At 68.5% G+C, this 18,943-nt stretch carries 15 protein-coding genes and 1 pseudogene; 4 read left to right on the forward strand and 12 right to left on the reverse strand.

What is annotated here, in order from left to right:
* Positions 1-10 precede the first annotated feature (10 nt).
* Entirely contained in the window at positions 11-559 is a 549-nt protein-coding gene (locus tag EVS83_RS16090; RefSeq protein WP_166636877.1) for a hypothetical protein, read from the reverse strand.
* Between EVS83_RS16090 and EVS83_RS15910 the strand changes: the two genes are divergently transcribed.
* Positions 546-2,162, forward strand: a complete 1,617-nt coding sequence (locus EVS83_RS15910) for an alpha/beta hydrolase-fold protein (protein WP_246022883.1) — start codon at positions 546-548, stop codon at positions 2,160-2,162. The genes EVS83_RS16090 and EVS83_RS15910 overlap by 14 nt on opposite strands.
* Positions 2,163-2,168: 6 nt before the next feature.
* On the opposite strand, the gene EVS83_RS10815 is transcribed toward EVS83_RS15910, so the two are convergent.
* On the reverse strand, positions 2,169-4,727 hold the full coding sequence (locus EVS83_RS10815) for an alpha-amylase family glycosyl hydrolase (protein WP_166636882.1): 2,559 nt from the start codon (positions 4,725-4,727) through the stop codon (positions 2,169-2,171).
* 214 nt (positions 4,728-4,941) lie between these two features.
* Between EVS83_RS10815 and EVS83_RS10820 the strand changes: the two genes are divergently transcribed.
* The 3 genes from EVS83_RS10820 (at position 4,942) to EVS83_RS16175 (ending at position 9,459) form a co-directional block, all read left to right on the forward strand.
* The gene (locus tag EVS83_RS10820; protein WP_133501062.1) at positions 4,942-7,707 is read left to right on the forward strand and encodes a TonB-dependent receptor; all 2,766 of its coding nucleotides are present in this window, start codon (positions 4,942-4,944) and stop codon (positions 7,705-7,707) included.
* Between the two features lie 82 nt (positions 7,708-7,789).
* A complete protein-coding gene (locus EVS83_RS10825; RefSeq protein WP_133501063.1) occupies positions 7,790-9,241 on the forward strand; it encodes a sodium:solute symporter family transporter in 1,452 nt (483 codons plus the stop codon).
* Positions 9,242-9,336: 95 nt separating this feature from the next.
* On the forward strand, positions 9,337-9,459 hold the full coding sequence (locus EVS83_RS16175) for a hypothetical protein (RefSeq protein ID WP_281275113.1): 123 nt from the start codon (positions 9,337-9,339) through the stop codon (positions 9,457-9,459).
* Positions 9,460-9,462: 3 nt separating this feature from the next.
* On the opposite strand, the gene EVS83_RS10830 is transcribed toward EVS83_RS16175, so the two are convergent.
* From EVS83_RS10830 to EVS83_RS15685, 10 genes and pseudogenes are all read right to left on the reverse strand, one after another.
* Positions 9,463-10,116, reverse strand: coding sequence for a bifunctional 4-hydroxy-2-oxoglutarate aldolase/2-dehydro-3-deoxy-phosphogluconate aldolase (locus EVS83_RS10830; protein WP_133501064.1), 654 nt, complete (start codon positions 10,114-10,116; stop codon positions 9,463-9,465).
* Positions 10,113-11,096 carry a glucokinase gene (glk, locus tag EVS83_RS10835; RefSeq protein ID WP_133501065.1) on the reverse strand — a complete coding sequence of 328 codons (984 nt, stop codon included), beginning with the start codon at positions 11,094-11,096 and terminating at the stop codon, positions 10,113-10,115. Before glk ends, EVS83_RS10830 begins: the two co-directional genes overlap by 4 nt.
* Complete coding sequence (gene edd, locus EVS83_RS10840; RefSeq protein WP_133501066.1) at positions 11,093-12,931, reverse strand: phosphogluconate dehydratase; 1,839 nt, start codon at positions 12,929-12,931, stop codon at positions 11,093-11,095. Before edd ends, glk begins: the two co-directional genes overlap by 4 nt.
* Positions 12,931-13,641 carry a 6-phosphogluconolactonase gene (gene pgl / locus EVS83_RS10845; protein WP_133501067.1) on the reverse strand — a complete coding sequence of 237 codons (711 nt, stop codon included), beginning with the start codon at positions 13,639-13,641 and terminating at the stop codon, positions 12,931-12,933. Before pgl ends, edd begins: the two co-directional genes overlap by 1 nt.
* Positions 13,642-13,643: 2 nt before the next feature.
* Complete coding sequence (zwf, locus tag EVS83_RS10850) at positions 13,644-15,101, reverse strand: glucose-6-phosphate dehydrogenase (RefSeq protein ID WP_208108736.1); 1,458 nt, start codon at positions 15,099-15,101, stop codon at positions 13,644-13,646.
* 125 nt (positions 15,102-15,226) lie between these two features.
* Positions 15,227-15,952 carry a uracil-DNA glycosylase gene (gene ung / locus EVS83_RS10855; RefSeq protein WP_133501069.1) on the reverse strand — a complete coding sequence of 242 codons (726 nt, stop codon included), beginning with the start codon at positions 15,950-15,952 and terminating at the stop codon, positions 15,227-15,229.
* Between the two features lie 140 nt (positions 15,953-16,092).
* Entirely contained in the window at positions 16,093-16,881 is a 789-nt protein-coding gene (locus EVS83_RS10860; protein ID WP_133501072.1) for a response regulator, read from the reverse strand.
* 55 nt (positions 16,882-16,936) lie between these two features.
* Positions 16,937-17,905: a permease-like cell division protein FtsX gene (ftsX, locus tag EVS83_RS10865; protein WP_133501070.1), complete on the reverse strand. Its 969-nt coding sequence runs from the start codon at positions 17,903-17,905 to the stop codon at positions 16,937-16,939.
* Entirely contained in the window at positions 17,902-18,588 is a 687-nt protein-coding gene (gene ftsE / locus EVS83_RS10870; protein WP_133501071.1) for a cell division ATP-binding protein FtsE, read from the reverse strand. Before ftsE ends, ftsX begins: the two co-directional genes overlap by 4 nt.
* Positions 18,589-18,715: 127 nt before the next feature.
* Positions 18,716-18,943 (reverse strand): annotated as a pseudogene (locus EVS83_RS15685) (hypothetical protein); the annotation flags it as partial.

Here is an 18,943-nt window from a genome sequence, read left to right on the forward strand (position 1 = left end):
TGGGCGCCGGTCAGTCGAGCGTGAAGCGACGCATCCGCCGTGTCGGCCACACGGACGTGAATTGCGCCCCGCCGACGAGCCGGTATGCGGCAGAGACGCCGCGATCGATGCCGCGTGCCTCGAGCACCGACCGGATCTTGCGGAACACCGTCCGCGGATCGTCGGCCTGCACGAAGAAGTTGATCGCCTTCGGGCGCACGTCGTATCCGTCGGTGCGCGCGGTCGTGCCGAGCACCGGCTTCAGCTCCTCCTCCAACGTGGCGAGAAAGCTCTCGTCGTCCAGCGACGGGCGGTAAAACTTGATGACGAGTTCGTACTCCATGGCAACGATTCTAGGCCGCCCAATGCATGCGGGCGTCGACGCGGTGCGCTCGCGGTTCGTGTTCGGAACGCTGCTGCTGGCTGCCGCGTCGGCGGCGCCGTCGCTCGCGCATGCGGCCGTGCCGCCCCTGCACAGCGAAACGCTGTCGATCATGGCACCGGGCGTCGCTCCCGGGCCGCTGCGGGTGCGCGTGTTCATTCCGGACACCTGCCGCCGCGGCGCGATGCCGGGATGCAACGCGCTGTACGTGGACGACGGCCAGGACGCCGAAGCGGTGCATCTGGCCGAAACGGTCGCGTTGCTGGCCGCCACCGGCGAAATCCGGGCGCCGGTGGTGATCGCCATCGACATGCCGCCGGACCGCATGGGCGCCTATGGCTTTTCCGATCGCGAACACGGCCGCGCCGTCGTCGCGCCGACCAAATACGGCGATGTCGGCGCCCGCGCGCAGGCCTATTCCGAATGGCTGGTGCATACGCTCGTGCCGTTCGTGGAGTCGCGCTATGCGGTGCGGCCGTCGCCCGAGGCGCGTGCGATCCTCGGCTGGTCGCTCGGCGGTGCGCACGCCTTCAACGTCGGCTGGCAGTACCCCGAGGTGTTCGCGCGCGTCGGTGCGTTCTCGCCGTCGTTCTGGTTGTCGACCGATCGGACCAGCCCTGACACGCAGCAGCGCACGCGCATCGCGCAGTCCATGGTCGCGAACACGCCGCCGCGCAATGGCGCGCGCTTCTTCTTCGCGATCGGCACCGACGAGGAGACGAGCGATCGCGACGGCGACGGCGTCAACGACGCGGTCGACGACGTGCGCGACCTGGTCGACGGCTGGAATGTCGACGCGGGCGGAATTAAGGGCCTGAAGCAGGTCGGCTACCGCGTGAACGACGATGCCGCACATCACGCCGATCGCAGCGACGTCGCGCTGTACGTGCTCGAGGGCGGCAAGCACCAGCAGGCGAGCTGGGCGCAGATGCTACCGCCGTTCCTGCGCTGGGCGTACGCGGTGCACGCGCCGCCCCTCAACGCGACCGGCCGGACGGAGAGCTGGCAGGAACTGCCGTCGCGCTTCGTCGTCGCGCGCAACGTCGACGTGTGGCTGCCGCCGTCGTACGGCCGCGATCCGAAGCGGCGCTATCCCGTGGTGTACATGCACGACGGGCAGAACCTGTTCGACCCGTCGCTGAGCTACACCACGGGCGTCGACTGGAATATCGACGGCGCGATGACGCGCCTTGTCGCCGCGCACCGCGTGCGCGAGGCGATCGTCGTCGGTGTCTGGAACACGCCGCTTCGCTTCGCGGAGTACATGCCGAAGGCGCCGGTCGCGGGCGGTTCGATCAACGTCGGTGTCGACGGCATCCCACCGGTGGATGCGGCGACGCTCCGCTCGGACGAGTACGTGCGCTATCTCGTGGAAGAACTGAAGCCCTTCATCGATGCGCACTACCGCACGAAGACGGGCCCGGCCGACACGTTCGTCATGGGCTCGAGCATGGGCGGTCTGATTTCGCTGTACGCGCTCGCGCAGCGGCCGGACGTGTTCGGCGGCGCGGGTGCGGTGTCGACGCACTGGCCGGCTGCGGGCGGCGTGAGCGTCGACTGGTTCGCGTCGCACCTGCCGCGCGCGGGTGCGCACCGGATCTACTTCGACCACGGCACGCGCACCCTGGACGCGCAGTACGCGCCCTTCCAGCAGCGCGTCGACGCGGCGATGCCCGCGCTCGGCTATCGCGCGGGACGCGACGTGATCAGCCGCGTCTACGAGGGCGCCGAGCACAACGAAGCGGCATGGAAGGCGCGCGTCGACGTGCCGCTGCAGTTCCTTCTCGGGCCGCCGCGCTGACGTCGGTCAGCGCAGCTCGAGCCAGGCGTCGTCGAGGATCTTGGGTGCGTCTGTCGGCGCACAGCCGAAGGTGTGCGAGTCGCCGTCGGGCGACAGGCCGCGATAGCCGCCGTCGTAGTCCCACGTCGTGACGTAGACCCGCGCGCCGCGCAGTGACGATGGACGTCCCAGCGCAGATGCCGGCAACAGCACCTGCAGCGTCGACGTGGCCGCATCTACGCGCAGCTGCGCGCCCGGCGTCACCGGCGCGCCTTCGTGTGTCGCGTCCGCGCCGTCGGACGCGGTCAACGTGTTGGACCAGCCGCCGATGCGCAGGCGTCGCTGCCAGCGCGCACCGTTCGGGAGCACCGCGTCCTGCAGCGGCAGGGTGGCGACGCCATCGCGCGCGTCGAGGAGCGACACGTACACGGTGAGCGCGACGTGGTCGAAACCGTTGGCGGGGTTCCACGACTTCATCAGCGTGCGCAGGCCGATGTCGAGCCGCAACGCACCGCCGCTGCCGAAGGCGCGTACGTGCGTGATGTCGCCGGGATGCGCCGCACGCCAGGCGGCGTCGGCGGGAGAGGTGTAGCGGCGGGTCGGGCCGGTGTCGTCGCCCTGAGGATCGGTGAGGTCGGCGAGCGGCGCCCATTCGCGATCGACATGGAACGTCGCGGGTGCGGAGGCGATCGCACGCGTGGCGTTGAACGCGACGAGACGATGGGCGACCTCGGGATCGACGAGGTCGGACGTCGGCAAGGTGGCTCGCCAGCGTCCATCGCGACCGGCGCTGACCGGCAGCGCGGTCGAGAGGTCGCCGTCGAGAACGAGTTGCAGGCGGGCGCCGGGATTCGCGCGTCCGGTGATGGACTGCACGTCGGCGAGCTTTGCAGGCAGCGTGTCGATCGTCGGTGCGTCGCTCGCGACGTCAGCCTGCGACGGCGTCGCATCGATCGTCCACGCATAGCCGGCGCGTGCGGGGAGCACCAGCGGACGGTGCGCATCCCATGCGGGTGCATCGCCGTCGATCGCGAACAGCGGACGCAGTCGTCCGTTCACTGGCGCGTCCAGCGCATCCAGCAACGTCGGTCGGTCCGCCGTGTTGAATGCGACGAGCACCGCGCCCTCCGCGCTGTCCATGCGATAGACGAGCGCGCCGGGCGCGGCCGGGTTCGACGCCAGGAGCGTCGGCGTGCCGCGCGACAGCACACGGTTTCCGCGTCGCAATGCGATTGCACGTTGCAGATAGCGATACCCGTCGCTGGTCGCATCGAAGTGATCGCGACCGCCCGACGCGTAGCCGTGCGCGAACATGGCCGCGCGCTGCTGCGTGAAACCCTGCTCGGTGCCGTAGTAGACGACTGGAATGCCCGGCACGGTCATCAGCATCAGAAGCGCCTGCTTCAACGCGGCGTCGCTGCCGGTGGCGCGGAACCGGTCGACGTCGTGGTTGTCGATGAACGTCGCCATCAGGTGCGGCGCCGAATGCACGCGCATGCGACGTTCGATGCGATCGGCGAGCTCGGCGGTCGGCCGGCCGCGCGCGAACACGTCGAGCGCGGTGCCGTACAACGGGAAGTCGATCATGCCCGGCAGGCGCGGCTCGCCGTTGGGGCCACGCACGTAGGTTTCGATCTTGCGCGCCTGCGTGCCGTCGAAGGCACGATCGAGGCCGAAGCCTTCGCCGAACAGGTGGAATGCGGGTTTCCCGTTCGCTTTCGCCGCGCGCAGGATGCCCGGCGCCTTCGAGTCCTCGGCGTAGAGGAAATCCTCGAAGTACTCGGGCGGGACATAGAACGCGGTGTCGACGCGGAACGCATCGACGCCGACGTCGCGGATCCATTTCGCATAGCTCGCACGCAGCGCGCGGCGCACGGTCGCGTTGTCTGTATTGAGATCGTCGAGGCCGGCGAGCTGCCACGTCTTTTCCTGCACCGGATCGCCGTAATCGACGATGTCGGGCGTCCAGTGGTAGATCGAAGCGGCGCGGTCGCGTGCACGCCGCGGATCGTTGAGGTCGAAAGGGGGTTGCGGGGGTGCGGTTCGACCTCGTCCATCGCGCACAGGCATGTACCCCCGCGACGGGTCGGCAGCGGGGTCGACGTCGTAACGGAAGTAGTCGGCGACGTGGTTCACCACCACGTCCTGCACGAGGTACATGCCGCGCCCGTGCAGGCCGTCGGCGAGCGCGCGGTAGTCGGCGAGCGTGCCGAAGTGCGGATCGACCCTGGAGAAATCGTCGGCCCAGTAACCGTGGTAGCCGCCGTAGTTCGCGCGCAGGTTCCACCACTGGTGCGCGACCGGCGGCGTGATCCACACGGCGGTCGCGCCGAGGCCGCGGATGTAGTCGAGGCGTCGCGTCACACCGGCGAGGTCGCCACCGCTGTAGTGCGCGCCGTCGGTGGGACCGAATTCGCCGGCGTGCTGGTCGTCGTTACGCGGATCGCCGTCGTCGAAGCGGTCGAGCATCACGAAATAGACGATCTGGTCGCGCCAGTCCGGCACGGGCGGCGCCTTGGGCGCGGCGGATGCCGTCGCCGACGCACCGAGCACCGCCGCGAGCAACGCCCGTCGAAGCCTGTTCATGTCGCGTCCTCCGCCGCTGGCCGTCGCGCATGTTGGTCCGACGCACGGTGCGCTGTCACAGCCCTGCCATGAATACGTTTGCAGCAGGATTTGTGCGGGGAGACGCCCCTCTACCATCGCCGCAGCTCGGTGGAGCCTGCCGCAGCAGTCCGGTTACGCGACGTCGATCGCGGGCCTTTCGCTACGAAACCTCAAGTTCGGGGAGTACCAGGGGATGTTGAATCTGAAACGCAACCTGCTCAGCGTCGCGCTCGCATCGTCGGCGATGATGCTGGCGACGGCGGCCCAGGCGCAGACGGCCACGCCGGCCGCCACGAAGACGCCCGACGCGCAGGAACTCGACAGCGTCGTCGTGAAGGGCATTCGCCGCGGCATCGAACGCTCCATCGACACCAAGAAGAATTCGACGTCGATCGTCGAGGCGGTCTCCGCCGAGGACATCGGCAAGCTGCCGGACATCAGCATCGCCGAGTCGATTGGCCGTCTGCCGGGCGTCGCCGCGCAGCGCGTCGCCGGTCGTGCGCAGGTCATCAGCGTGCGCGGCCTGTCGCCGGACTTCTCGACCAGCCTGATGAACGGCCACGAGATGGTCAGCACGGGCGACAACCGCAGCGTCGAGTTCGACCAGTATCCGGCCGAGCTCCTCAGCGGCGTGACCGTGTACAAGACGCCGGACGCCGGCCTCATCGGCCAGGGTCTCTCCGGTACCGTCGACATGCGCACCGTGCGCCCGCTCGACTTCCAGGACCAGGTGATCTCGGTCGGCGCGCGCGCGCAGTACAACTCGCTCGGCAGCGCAGCCAACACCGACGCGTTCGGTAATCGCATCAACGCGAGCTTCATCACGCAGTCGGCGGATCGCACGTTCGGCTTCTCGATCGGCTACTCGCATTCGGATACGCCGACGCAGGAAAACCAGGTCGGTCTGTACGAGCCGTGGCAGCAGCTCGGCGCAGGCTGGCGCCCGGGCGTCCCGGCCGGCACCTACTACTCCGACGGCATCAAGGCGCTGCGTCGTACTGGCGACACCAAGCGTGACGGCGTGATGGCCACGCTCGAGCTGCGCCCGAACGACATGTGGCACAGCGTCATGGATCTGTTCTATTCCAAGGCGCACGCGGAGGACACCGCCAACCAGTTCGAAGTGAACCTGGGCGGCTACAACGGCGGCTACAGCCCCGGTCTCAACGTGACCGGCGCGCAGGTCAACGGCAACGGCACGTTCACCGGCGGCACGGTCACCGGCGTGTACCCGCTGGTGCGCGGCATGTACAACGACCGCCGCGACACCATCAAGGCGTTCGCCTGGAACAACACCTTCAAGTTCGACAACGTGAAGTTCTTCACGGACGTCAGCTGGTCGAAGGCCGACCGCAACGAGCTGAGCCTCGAGAACAACCTGCAGCTCCAGCCCACGCCGACGAATTCGCAGCTCGACACGCTGCACCTCGCGTACTCGTCGGGTGACTTCTCGCAGATCAACCCGACGCTCACGTACAACGATCCGTCGAAGCTCTACCTCACGAACACGATCTACGGTTCGGGCTACGGCAAGGTGCCGAGCGTCCGCGACGAACTCGTCAGCGTGCGCGTCGGCGCGAACATCGCCGCGCCGGAATCGCTGAGCTGGTTCTCCGATTTCGACGTCGGCTTCAACTACGCCGACCGCGAGAAGGAAAAGCACCAGCCGGAAGCCTCGACGATCCTCGGCCCGCAGGGCCCCGTCGTCATCCCCTCCGACCTCCAGTACGGCACCGTCGACCTCGGTTTTGCCGGCGTCGGCATCATTCCGGCGTGGAACGTGCCGGGCGTGGTCAGCCGCTTCATGACGTTCGATCCGAGCGAGACCGCGGCCGGCTACCTGGTCGCCAAGGCCTGGACGGTGAACGAGAAGATCGGCACCACCTACTTCAAGGCCAACATCGACACGCAGTGGGGCTCCGTCCCGGTGCGCGGCAACGTCGGCATCCAGGCGGTGCACACCGACCAGTCCTCGTCGGCGAACGTGTTCGACGGTTCGCGCCCGGCCGGTCAGCAGATCGTGCCGTACACCCGCGGCAAGTCGTACACCGACTGGCTGCCGAGCCTGAACCTCGCGTTCTCGCTGCCGGCCGACCAGACCATCCGCGTCGCGCTCGCCAAGCAGATGGCGCGCCCGCGCGTCGACGAACTGCGCGCATCGCGTGACTTCGGCGTCGACACCACGAAGACGCCGCCGAAGCCGGGCGCGTCGGGCGGCAACCCGGAACTTGATCCGTGGCGCGCGAACGCGTTCGACATTTCCTACGAGAAGTACTTCGGCACCAAGGCCTACGTGGCCGCCGCGTACTTCTACAAGGATCTGTCGACGTACATCTACACGCAGACGGTCGACAACTACGACTTCTCCGACCTGCTCGTCGGCTACGTGCCGCCGGCCGGCACGGGCGTGCCGCAGTCGACCGGTAACTTCACCGCGCCGTTCAACGGTAAGGGCGGCAAGTTGCAGGGCGTCGAGCTCACCGCGTCGCTGCCGCTGAACCTGTTCACCGACGCGCTCGACGGCTTCGGCATCGTCACCAGCGCGACGTTCAACGACAGCAGCGTGCAGATCCTCGCACCGGACAGCGCGAGCAGCGTCGGCAACAAGCCGATCGACCTGCCGGGCCTGTCGAAGCGCGTGTACAACTTCATGGCGTACTACGAGAAGAACGGCTTCGAGGCGCGCGTGAACCAGCGTCGTCGTTCCGACTTCATCGGTGAGATCGGCAACTTCGCCGGCAACCGCACGCTGCGCTACGTGGTCGGCGAGAACATCACCGACGCGCAGGTCAGCTATTCGTTCGGTGACGCGACGAGCCTGAAGGGCCTGACCCTGCTTCTGCAGGTCAACAACCTGACGAACTCGGCGTACCGCACGTATGCCGAATCGAAGGATCGCCCGCTCGAGTACGTCGAATGGGGCCGCACCTACCTGGTCGGCGTGAACTACAAGTTCTGATTCCGCTGCACGCGTAACCCCCGGGCCCCTGCCGGTTCTCTCCGACGGCAGGGGCTTTTCTTTTGCGACGATGGAGTTGCCGATGTCCTCCAATGCCGTACAGGTCGCCGTCTTTCTCGCGCTGACCGCGCTGGTCGCGCTCGCCACGTGGTGGCGCTGCCGCCGCGAACGCCACACCACCGATCGCGGTCGCGACTACTTCCTCGCCGGCGGCTCGCTGACCTGGCCGTTCATCGCCGGCTCGCTGCTGCTCACCAACATCTCGGCCGAACAGATCGTCGGCATGAACGGCGCGCAGACCATGCTCATGGCGTGGTGGGAATTCGGCGCCGCCGCCGGCCTGCTCGTGCTCGCGCATGTGCTGGTGCCGATGTACTACCGCTACAAGTGCACGACGACCACCGAACTGCTGGAACGTCGCCTCGGCGATCCGGGCCTGCGCCGTGCGGTGTCGGTGATGTTCCTGCTCGGCTATCTCTTCATCCTGCTGCCGATGGTGCTGTACACCGGCTCCAAGTTCATGGCGTCGATGTTCCATCCGGACCTGCCGATCATTGCCATCGCCGCGCTGTTCGCGATCGGCGGCCTTGCGTACGCGGCGATCGGCGGCCTGCGCGCCATCGCCATTTCCGATACCTACATGGGTGTCGTGCTGCTCGTGATGGGCGTGCTCGTCACGGTGTTCGCACTGAATGCCGTTCACTGGGATCTGTCGAGCGTGCCCGTCGAGCGGCTCACGCTGATCGGGTCCGCGGATTCCGACATTCCGTGGCAGACGCTGTTCACCGGCATGCTGTTCGCGCACCTGTTCTACTGGGGCACGAACATGGTGATCGCGCAGCGCGCGCTCGCCGCGCCGACAGTGCGCGAAGCGCAGAAGGGCATCTACGCCGCCGCGTTCTTCAAGATGCTGACGCCGGCGATCGTGGTGCTGCCGGGGATCCTTGCGTTCAAGCTGTTCGGCGACGTCGACGACGATGCCTACGGTCGACTCGTCGGCCTCGTGCTGCCGTCGTGGTTGTCGGGTGCGTTCGCGGCCGCGATCACCGGCGCGGTGCTGTCGAGCTACAGCGCGGCACTCAATTCGGCCGCGGCGCTGTACACGGTCGACGTGCACCTGGTGAAGATCAATCCGTCGGCCGATCCCAAGCGCCTCGGCCGCATCGTCACCATCGCGTTCACCGTGCTGTCGCTGGCGATCGTGCCGCTGTACACGCAGTCCAAGAGCATCATGGGCACGCTGCAGCAGCTCAACGGCCTGTACTCGATGCCGGTGCTCGCTGCATTCATCGTCGCGATCTTCTTCAACGGCGTGAACGCGAAGGCGGTGCGCTGGGCCCTGGTGTTCGGCACCACGCTCTATGGCTTCTTCACCTTCGGCTGGCCGGCGCTGACGGCACGCCACATGCTGCCGCAGCCGCCGCACTACATCCACCTGATGTTCGTGACGCTGCTGGCGACGATCGCGTTCGCGCTGGTCGGCAGCCGCGCGATGGGCGGTGCGCGCCGCCAAGCGATTCCCGACGCCGCCTGAGCCGCGCGTCGGACGCACGGGCCGCCTTCGGGCGGCCCGTCGCGTTTCGGGGCGGCGTTCAGCGCGGTCGCGGCCGGCAGGCGTATGCTCGCGGCATGATCCTGGACTTCATGCTTGGCGACAGCCCGGTCATGCTGCTGCTGATCTCGGGGGTCGCGGTGCTCGCCTTCGGTGCCGGACAGCTGGCGCGGCTGGTACGCCGCGGCCGTCCGCACTGAGCCTCAGCGGGCGCGCAGCCCCGCCGCTTCGCGCGCCAGGCGACCGATGCGATCCCAGTCGCGCGATGCCAGCGCATCGGCCGGAACCATCCACGACCCACCGACCGTCGCGACGTTCCTCAGCGCGAAATAGCTCGACGCCTTCGCCGCGTCGATGCCGCCGGTCGGGCAGAAGCGGATCTCCGGGAAGGGGCCGGCGAACGCCTTGAGCGCGACCACGCCGCCCGCGCCTTCAGCCGGGAAGAACTTGAAGCGCCGATAGCCACGCTCCATGCCGATCATCAGCTCGGTGGCGGTCGCGACGCCGGGAAGGAACGCGAGCGCGCTGAGCTCCGCGGCGTCGTAGAGCGTCGGCGTCGCGCCCGGCGAAATGCCGAACACCGCACCCGTTGCTTCCACGGCGCGGAAATCCTCCGACCGCAGCATCGTGCCGGCACCGACGACGGCGTTCGGCACCTCGATCACCACGGCGCGCATCGCATCGAGCGCGCAGGGCGTACGCAGGGTGATTTCCAGCACCGGCAGGCCGGCGTCGACGAGCGCGCGCGCGAGCGGCACCGCGTCTTCGACCCGCTCGATCGCGAGGACCGGTACGACTGGGGCCTGCGCGAGGATGGCGTCGACGCGCGCGGCGCGGGTTTCGGGCGTCCAGTTCATCGATGCGTCTCCGTCGTCGCCCGCAGCGCCACGGCGGCGCCGAGCAGGCCGGGTTGCGGATGGGTGATCACGTCGATCGCGACGTTCTCGAGATAGGCGGCGAAACGTCCCTTCGCGAGGAAACGCTCACGGAATGCGCTCGACCGCAGGAACGGCACGAAGCGCGGCACGATGCCGCCCGCGATCATCACGCTGCGTGCGCCGTGCACCAGCGCGACATCGCCGCAGACGCTGCCGAGGATCGCGCAGAAGCGCGCGAGCGCGCGTCGTGCGGTGAGATCGTGCCCTTCGAGTGCGAGGCGCACGACCTCCGCCGGATCCCGCAGCACCGGCGCGTTGTGCGCGGGACGCTCGGGATCGCGCAGCACCGCGTCGATCTGCGCGAGTCCAGTGCCGCAGAGCACGCGCTCGGTCGACGTGCGACCGTGCAGCGAATCGAGCCAGCGCGCGATGGTGCGTTCCTCGTCGCCGACCGGCGCGAACGTGATATGCCCGCCTTCGGTTTCGATGACGCGCCAGCCGCTGGCGTCGTCGCCCATCGCCAGCGCGACGCCGAGGCCGGTGCCCGGGCCGATCACCGTCACCGGCGAACGCGGCGGCTGTTGCGACGGCCCGTAGAGATGCAGCACGTCATCGCCCGACAGCGCAGGCACCGCCCAGGCCACCGCACCGAAATCGTTGAGCAGCAGCAACTGATCGAGGCCGAGCGCATGCTCGAGTTCGCGACGACTGAACGACCACGCGCGATTCGTCAGGCGGATCTCGTCGGCGTTGACCGGCGACGCCACCGCGATCGCCGCGCGCGTCGGTTTCGCGCCCACGCTCTGCAGGTAGTGCTCGCAGGCGTGCTGCAGCGATGCGAAGTCGCCGCAGGCCAGCGGACGGATGTCGTGCAGCGACGGCGTCGGCGCATCGAGATCGGTGAGTGCGAAGCGCGCGTTGGTGCCGCCGATGTCGGCGATCAGCCCCAGTTGGCTCATGCGGAGAGTTCCCGGTCGCTGGCGTCGAGCAGGGCGCAGGCGCCTTCTTCGGCGCTCCCCACTTCACGGCGCATCAGCGCGAACAGTTCGCGGCCGATGCCGCTGTGGTTGGCGGAAAGATTCGGGAGTTGCGGCGCGCGCGCGTCCCACGTTGCGTCATCGACGAGCACGTCGATCGTGCCGGCGTCGGAATCGATGCGCACGATGTCGCCCGATTCGAGCTTCGCGATCGGCCCCGCCGAAGCGGCTTCCGGCGTGAGATGGATCGCGGCGAGCACCTTGCCCGACGCACCGGACATGCGGCCGTCGGTGAGCAGCGCGACCTTCTGGCCGCGATCCTGCAGCACCGATAGCGTCGGCGTGAGCTTGTGCAGTTCCGGCATGCCGTTCGCCTTCGGCCCCTGCCCGCGCACGACGGCGATGAAGTCGCCTTCGAGCAGGCCGGCGCGGAACGCTTCGAGCAGCATCTCCTGCGCTTCGAACACGCGCACCGGCGCTTCGATGACGCGATGCTCGGGCGCCACCGCCGACACCTTCACCACCGCGCGGCCGAGGTTGCCCCGCAGGCGACGCAGGCCGCCTTCGGCGTCGAACGGTTCGGCGAGCGGACGTACGACCGACGGATCCCGCGACTGCGCGGGCGCATCGGCCCACTTCAGCGTCGTGCCGTCGAGATACGGCTGCTTGGCCTGGTCGCGCAGGCTGCCGCCGTGCACGCACTTGATGTCTTCATGCAGCAGGCCGCCGTCGAGAAGTTCGCGGATGACGAAACCGACGCCGCCCGCCGCCTCGAAATGGTTCACATCCGCGCTGCCGTTCGGATACACGCGCGCGAGCAGCGGCGTGACGCGCGAGAGTTCGTCGAGATCGTCCCAGTCAATGCGCACGCCGGCAGCGCGCGCGATGGCGACGAGATGGATCGCGTGGTTGGTGGAACCGCCGGTCGCAGCGAGGCCGACCATCGCATTCACGATCGTGCGTTCGTCGACGATCTCCGACAGCGGCGTGTACTCGTTACCGAGTGCGGTGATCTGCAGCACGCGTTCGGTCGCCGCGACGGTGAGCGCATCGCGCAGCGCCGTTCCCGGATTGACGAAGGCGGTGCCCGGCATGTGCAGGCCCATCACCTCCATAAGCATCTGGTTCGAATTGGCCGTGCCGTAGAAGGTGCACGTGCCCGGCGAGTGGTACGACGCCGCTTCGGCTTCGAGCAGTTCGTCGTAACCGACCTTGCCTTCCGCATGCAGCTGGCGGATGCGCGCCTTTTCCTTGTTCGGAATGCCCGACGGCATTGGCCCGGCCGGGACGAGGATGCACGGCAGGTGGCCCCAGCTCAGCGCGCCGATCAGCAGGCCCGGCACGATCTTGTCGCAGATGCCGAGCAGCAGCATGCCGTCGAACATGTCGTGCGATAGCGCGATCGCCGTGCCGAGCGCGATGGTGTCGCGCGAGAACAGCGACAGCTCCATGCCGAAGCGGCCCTGCGTGATGCCGTCGCACATCGCCGGCACGCCACCGGCGACCTGCGCGCTGCCGCCGTTCGCTCGGGCGATCGCGCGGATCAGCACCGGGAAATTCTCGAACGGCTGGTGCGCCGACAGCATGTCGTTGTAGCTGGTGACGATGCCGATGTTCGCGCCGACCTTGCCGCGCAGCAGCGGCTTGTCGGCGCCGGCGGCCGCGAAGCCGTGCGCGAGGTTGCCGCAGCCCAGCGAGCCGCGCGCCGGGCCGTCGTGGCGCATCGACGCCATGCGCGCGAGGTAGGTCGCGCGCGACGTCGCGCTGCGCTCGCGGATGCGCGCGGTGACGCGCTCGACGGTGGGATGAAGGGACATCAGGGACTCCAGTGGACGTGCACCGTGCGCTCGGGTGCGTGCAGCAGGGCGGCGACGGGTCGCGTCGATGCATCGGCGTCGGCATACGCCGCCTGCAGGACCGCGCGTTTGGCGTCGCCGGTAACGACGACATGCAATGCACGCGCGCGCAGCAGGCGGGCCAGCGTCAGCGACATGCGCGGGAACGGCGCCTCGACGGGCAACGGATCGGGGTCGACGCGCAGCGCTTCAAGCGTCGACGTCGGGCCGAGCCCGTCCGCCAGTTGGCGCGCGTTCGGAAACAGCGAGGCGATGTGCGCATCGGCGCCCATGCCGAGCACGACCGCATCGAAATCGTCGCGATGATCGGCGAGCACCGCGCGTGCATAACGCACGGATCGATCGGGATCGCCGTCGGCGGTAGTGAGCGATTCGATGCGCACCGGGCTGCCGTCGAAGATCGAGCGCAGCTCGCCGACGTTGGAATTCGGGTGATCGTGCGGTACGCAGCGGTCGTCGGTCGGCAGCAACACAATGTGGCGTGCGCGCACGTCATGCCGCCAGCGCGCCGCGAGTGCGCGATACGCCGGCAACGGCGTACGACCGCCCGCGACCGCGAATGCTGCATGGCCGCGCATGTCGAGCGCGGCTTCGGCGGTGTCGCCCAACGTGTGCGCGAGCGCGATGGCGAGCGCTTCGCCGCTGTCGTAGCTGTATTCGACCCAGGCCATCGTCACTCGCGCCAGCTGTGACCGCTGCGGTCGACCAGCGTGACCGCCGCGCTCGGGCCCCACGTGCCCGCCGGGTACGTCTTCGGCGTGACGCCCGCCGCGCGCCAGCCGTCGTAGATCGCATCGACCCACTGCCACGCGGCTTCGGTCTCGTCGCGACGCACGAACAGCGTGCCGTTGCCTTCGATCGCATCGAGGTAGAGGCGTTCGTACGCGAGGCGGCGGCGGTACGTCGAGAATTCCTCGTGCATGTCGAGGTCGAGTTCGACCGGCGACAGCTGCAGGCCGCCACGGTCCAGGCCCGGTGTCTTGCTCATCACCTGCAGCTCGATGCGTTCTTCCGGCTGCAGGCGGATGACCAGCGCGTTCGGTTGCGGCGCAGCGCCGAAGATCGAATGCGGTACCTGCCGCATCTGCACGTAGATTTCGGTCGAGCGGCGCGCCATGCGCTTGCCGGTGCGCAGGTAGAACGGCACGCCGGCCCAGCGCCAGTTGTCGACCTGCGCGCGGATGGCGACGAAGGTTTCGGTGCGACTCGGGCGGCCGAGTTCTTCGAGGTAACCCGGCACCGCCTTGCCGTCGATCGCGCCGGCCGTGTATTGCCCGGCGACGGTTTCGCTGACGACTTCATTGCGGCCGATCGGTCGCAGCGAGCGAAGCACCTTGATCTTTTCGTTGCGTACCGCCGACGGATCGAAGTGCGACGGCGGCTCCATCGCGACCAGGCACAGCAGCTGCAGCAGATGGTTCTGCAGCATGTCGCGCATCGCGCCGTAGTCGTCGTAGTAGTCGCCGCGCCCTTCGACGCCGACCGTTTCCGCGACCGTGATCTGCACCTGCTGGATATGCCGCGCGTTCCACAGCGGCTCGAACATCGCGTTGCCGAAGCGCAGCGCGAGCAGGTTCTGCACACCTTCCTTGCCGAGGTAGTGGTCGACCCGGAAGATCCGCGACTCGTTGAAGACCGCCGCGACCGCGTCGTTGATCGCGTTCGCGCTGGCGAGGTCGTGGCCGATGGGCTTCTCGAGCATCACGCGCGTGCCGGCGTCGGCAAGGTCCATCGCCCCGAGCGCGCGGCAGATGTCGCCGTAGAACCGCGGCGCCGTGGACAGGTGGTAGACGGCGTCGCCGCCCTGGCGCAGTTCGCGGATGCGTTCGCCCAGCGCCGCGAATGAGGCGTCGTCGCCTAGCGTCGCCGGCACGTAGTGGATGCGCTCGAGCAGCCCGCGGATCTCGGCTTCGTCGCGCTCGGCCGCAGGCACGAAGCGTTCGATCGCCTCGGCGACGCTCGCGCGGAAGCCGGCGTCGTCGAACTCGCTGCGCGCGGTGCCGAGGATGCGCAGCGACGCCGGAAGCAGGCGGTCGCGGTGCAGGCCGTACAGCGACGGCAGCAGCATGCGCTGCGCGAGGTCGCCGGAGGCGCCGAAGATGGTGAGCAACGAGGCGGGCGTAGGGCTCATGGGCACGGAGGTCGACAGGACTCCCAAGCGTACGGCGCGTGCAATGAAGGGTGCGGTGCAAACGATTACAGCCGCTCAGGCCGAGAATACCCCGAATGGCAGCGCTGTCATCGCCCCGCCCGACCCTACGCTGGCGTGCGGTATATCTCGGCCCGGACGACGGCGGCCGGCGGCAGTGACCAGTCGATCGGCGCGTCGCCGCGACGGGCGAGGTACTCGTTCGCCGTGGAGAAATGCCCGCAGCCGATGAAGCCACGATGCGCGGACAGCGGCGACGGATGCGGCGCCTTCAGCACGCGGTGCTTGCGGGTGTCGATGCGCTTGCCCTTGGCCTGCGCGTAGCTGCCCCACAGCAGGAACACGAGGCCCTCGCGCTCGGCGTTGAGCACGTCGACCACGTGGTCGGTAAACCCTTCCCAGCCCTTGCCCTGGTGCGCGCCCGCGCGCCCGGATTCGACCGTCAGCACCGCATTGAGCAGCAGCACGCCCTGCCGGGCCCACGGCAGCAGGCAGCCGTGGTCCGGACGCGGAATGCCAAGATCGCGCTGCAGCTCCGCGAAGATGTTGAGCAGCGACGGCGGAATCGGCACGCCCGGCAGCACCGAGAACGCGAGCCCGTGCGCCTGCCCCGGCCCGTGATACGGGTCTTGGCCGAGCACGACGACGCGCGTTCGATCGAACGGCGTGGCGTCGAACGCGGCGAAGATCTCGTTGCCGGGCGGAAAGACCTGCGCGCCCGCATGCTTGCGCTCGCGTAGGAACGCGGCGAGGTGCTGCATGTCGTCGCGCAACAGGTAGTCGCCGACATGCGCTTTCCAGCCGGGTTCCAGGCGGATGTTGCCGTTGGGCATCGACGATCGCTATCGGTGACGACGCCGGAGTTTAGACCGATGACGCCACTGACACGTGCACGACCACGGCCTGTCGCCGACATCGGCGATCACACGCGTCTTGTAATGCAACGAGTCGGACGCAGCGACCGCGCCGGACATCAGACCGCCGCCGGCAACTCCAGGCCCGCTACGCGCAGCTGGAACAACGTCTTCGTCACCAGCAGGCGTTCTTCGATCGGCTTGAGCACCAGATCGTTCGCGCCGGCGCGCAGCAGTTCGCTCTGGTTCTGCGGATTCGCATCGCCGGTCATGACGAGGATCGGCAGGCGGCGCTTGCCGTAGCCGAATTGCACGCGGAGGCGACCGAGAAGATCGTGGCCGCTCAGCTCGCCCTTGAGGTACACGTCGGTGAGCACGAGATCCGCACCGACGTCGTCCTGCCCGCGATGCTGCTCGAAATGCGCGAGCGCTTCCTCGACGCCGATGAAATGCAGCACCTTGAGGCCATGCCGCTCGAGCATGCGCTTGGTCGCGACCGCGACCACCTTGCTGTCCTCGACGTACAGCACGCGCGCGCCGGGAATCGGCTCCGGATGCACGTAGCCGCGGATGAACGCCGCGAGCGCGGCATGGCCGAGGCCTTTGTCGAAATAGTCGGTGACGTCTTCGGTGAACGTGCGTGATTCGAGATGCGACTGCGCATCGCCGGAGACGACGATGATCGGCACGTACTTCTGCCCGGCCGCTTCGCGCACGGTGCGCGCGAGCGCGAGGCCGTCGCCATCGGGCAATGCGATCGCAGTGGTGACGAGATCGACCGGCCCCTTCGACAGCGCTTCGCGCGCCTGCGCGACGCTGTCGCAGCAGACGACGTCGATGCCCGGTACTTCCTTAAGCAGCACGTCGGCGATGAGCTTGCGGACCAGCTTCGATCCATCGACCACCATCACGCGCGCCGATGTCGACGTCAGATGGCGAAGATCCTGGTGCTCCGTGCTCACATCAATCGCCGGTCGAGCGGGTCTGCCGGAGATAGTGACCGGTCACCAGCCCCGCGCCAAGCCAGCCGATGACGCCGGCACCCAGAACTGCGACGGCGGCCCGAATCGGGTCGAAGCCCTGCAGGCGGAATGCGGAACCGTACGTCTGCGCGAGGCCGGCGATGGGCTCGCGCAGCGCGAGTTCCGCGCCGGTGAGCAGCGCGAGTGCGATCGCGCCCGACAACAGGCCGTAGCACGCGCCGAGATACAGGAACGGGCGACGCACGAAACCGTCGGTGGCGCCGAGCAGTTGCAACACCTCGATCTCGTCGCGTCGCGACTGGATGTCGAGTCTCACCGTATTGCCGACGACCAGCAGCGCACCGAGCCCGAGCAGCACGGCGAGCACCAACGCGATGCGCACGCCCAGCGTCAGCCAGCGATCGAGCCGCGTGCGCCAGGCATCGTCCTGCTGCACGACGTCGACATCGGTCAGCGACTGCAACGACGCCGCCAGAACCGCATCGTCACCGCGCGGCGTCACCCGCAGCAGATGCGGCAACGGATTCTCACCGAGCGCAGTCGCGGCATCGGCAAGGCCGCCCTGCTCGCGCAATTCCTTCAGGCCTTCGTCCGCACTCCGAACCGTCACCGCGACGACATCCGAACGCGACCGGATCTGCTGCGCCAACGCATTAGCACGATCGAGCGACGTACCCGGCACGAGATACAGGCTGACCTGCCGCGACTGCTGCACGTCGCCGGTGAATTGCGCAAGGTTGGCGAGCACCACCCACAGCCCCAGCGGCAGCGCGATCGCGATGGCCATGACGCCGACCGTCAGCCCCGTCGCCCACGGCTTGCGCAGCATGCGGCCGAGGCTCGCGACCAGGCTGTAGACGTGATGGTCGAACCAGCTGCCGATGCGCGAGCGCGTGCGCACGCCGTCGACGCGACGCGCCTTCGAGGTTTTCGACGCCTTCGGGCTCATGTGGCGAGTTCTCCCGGCGCGATGTCGTCGGCGAGGCGGCCGTGATCGAGCACCAGCACGCGCTTGCGGATGCGACGCACGAGCGCGAGATCGTGGCTCGCGACAATCACCGACGTGCCACGCGCGGACAGCGAATCCAGCAGCCCCATGATCTCGGTCGACAGCGCGGGATCGAGATTGCCGGTCGGCTCGTCGGCGAGCAGCAGCTTGGGTTCGGCGACGACGGCACGCGCGATGCCGACACGCTGCTGTTCGCCGGCACTCAACTGCCGCGGCAGCGCCTTCTCGCGATCGCCGAGGCCGACCTTGTCGAGCGTAGAGCGCACGCGCTTGGCGATCTCCGCGCGATGCATGCCGCGCAACAGCAGCGGGAGCGCGACGTTGTCGCCCACACTGCGGTCGGCGAGCAGCCGGTGATCCTGGAACACCACGCCGACTTCGCGACGATGCATCGCCATGCGGCGTCCGCGCAGCTTGCCGATGTTGCGATCCGCGAAGATCACCGCGCCGCGCGAGGCGCGTTCGGTCAGATGGATCAGGCGCAGCAGCGTGCTCTTGCCGGCACCGGAATGCCCGGTGACGAACAGCATCTCGCCCGGCGCGACCTCGAAGCTGACGTCCGTGAGCGCCTCGCGCCCGGAGGCGTAGCGCTTGCCGACGTTGTCGAAACGCAGAAGGGTCATGCGACGGAGTATCGCAGAAGCCTCGCGACGGCTGGTCGCGGCAATGTCACGTCGAGAGCACCAACGAAAACGGGCGATCGCATCGCGACCGCCCGTTCGTATCGCTCGCCACTCGCGCGGCGTGGCGTCAGTGCTGGCTGCGCGGCGCCCGCGTGATCAGCGACTTCAGCCCACGCGCGACCCGATGCAGCAGGCCGGGCTTGGCTTCGGCACCGACTTTCGGTGCGTCCACGCCAACGCGCGGGGGACGCGCATCGTGACGCGCCGGGCCACGCTCGGTGCGGCTCGCGGTCGTCGTGTTCGACTCGGCCACCACCGCGCCGTCGACCGGCTTGCCGCGACGGCGGCGGCGACG

It is taken from the genome of Cognatilysobacter terrigena, from assembly GCF_004361065.1.
In the GTDB taxonomy this organism is placed as follows: Bacteria; Pseudomonadota; Gammaproteobacteria; order Xanthomonadales; family Xanthomonadaceae; genus Cognatilysobacter; species Cognatilysobacter terrigena.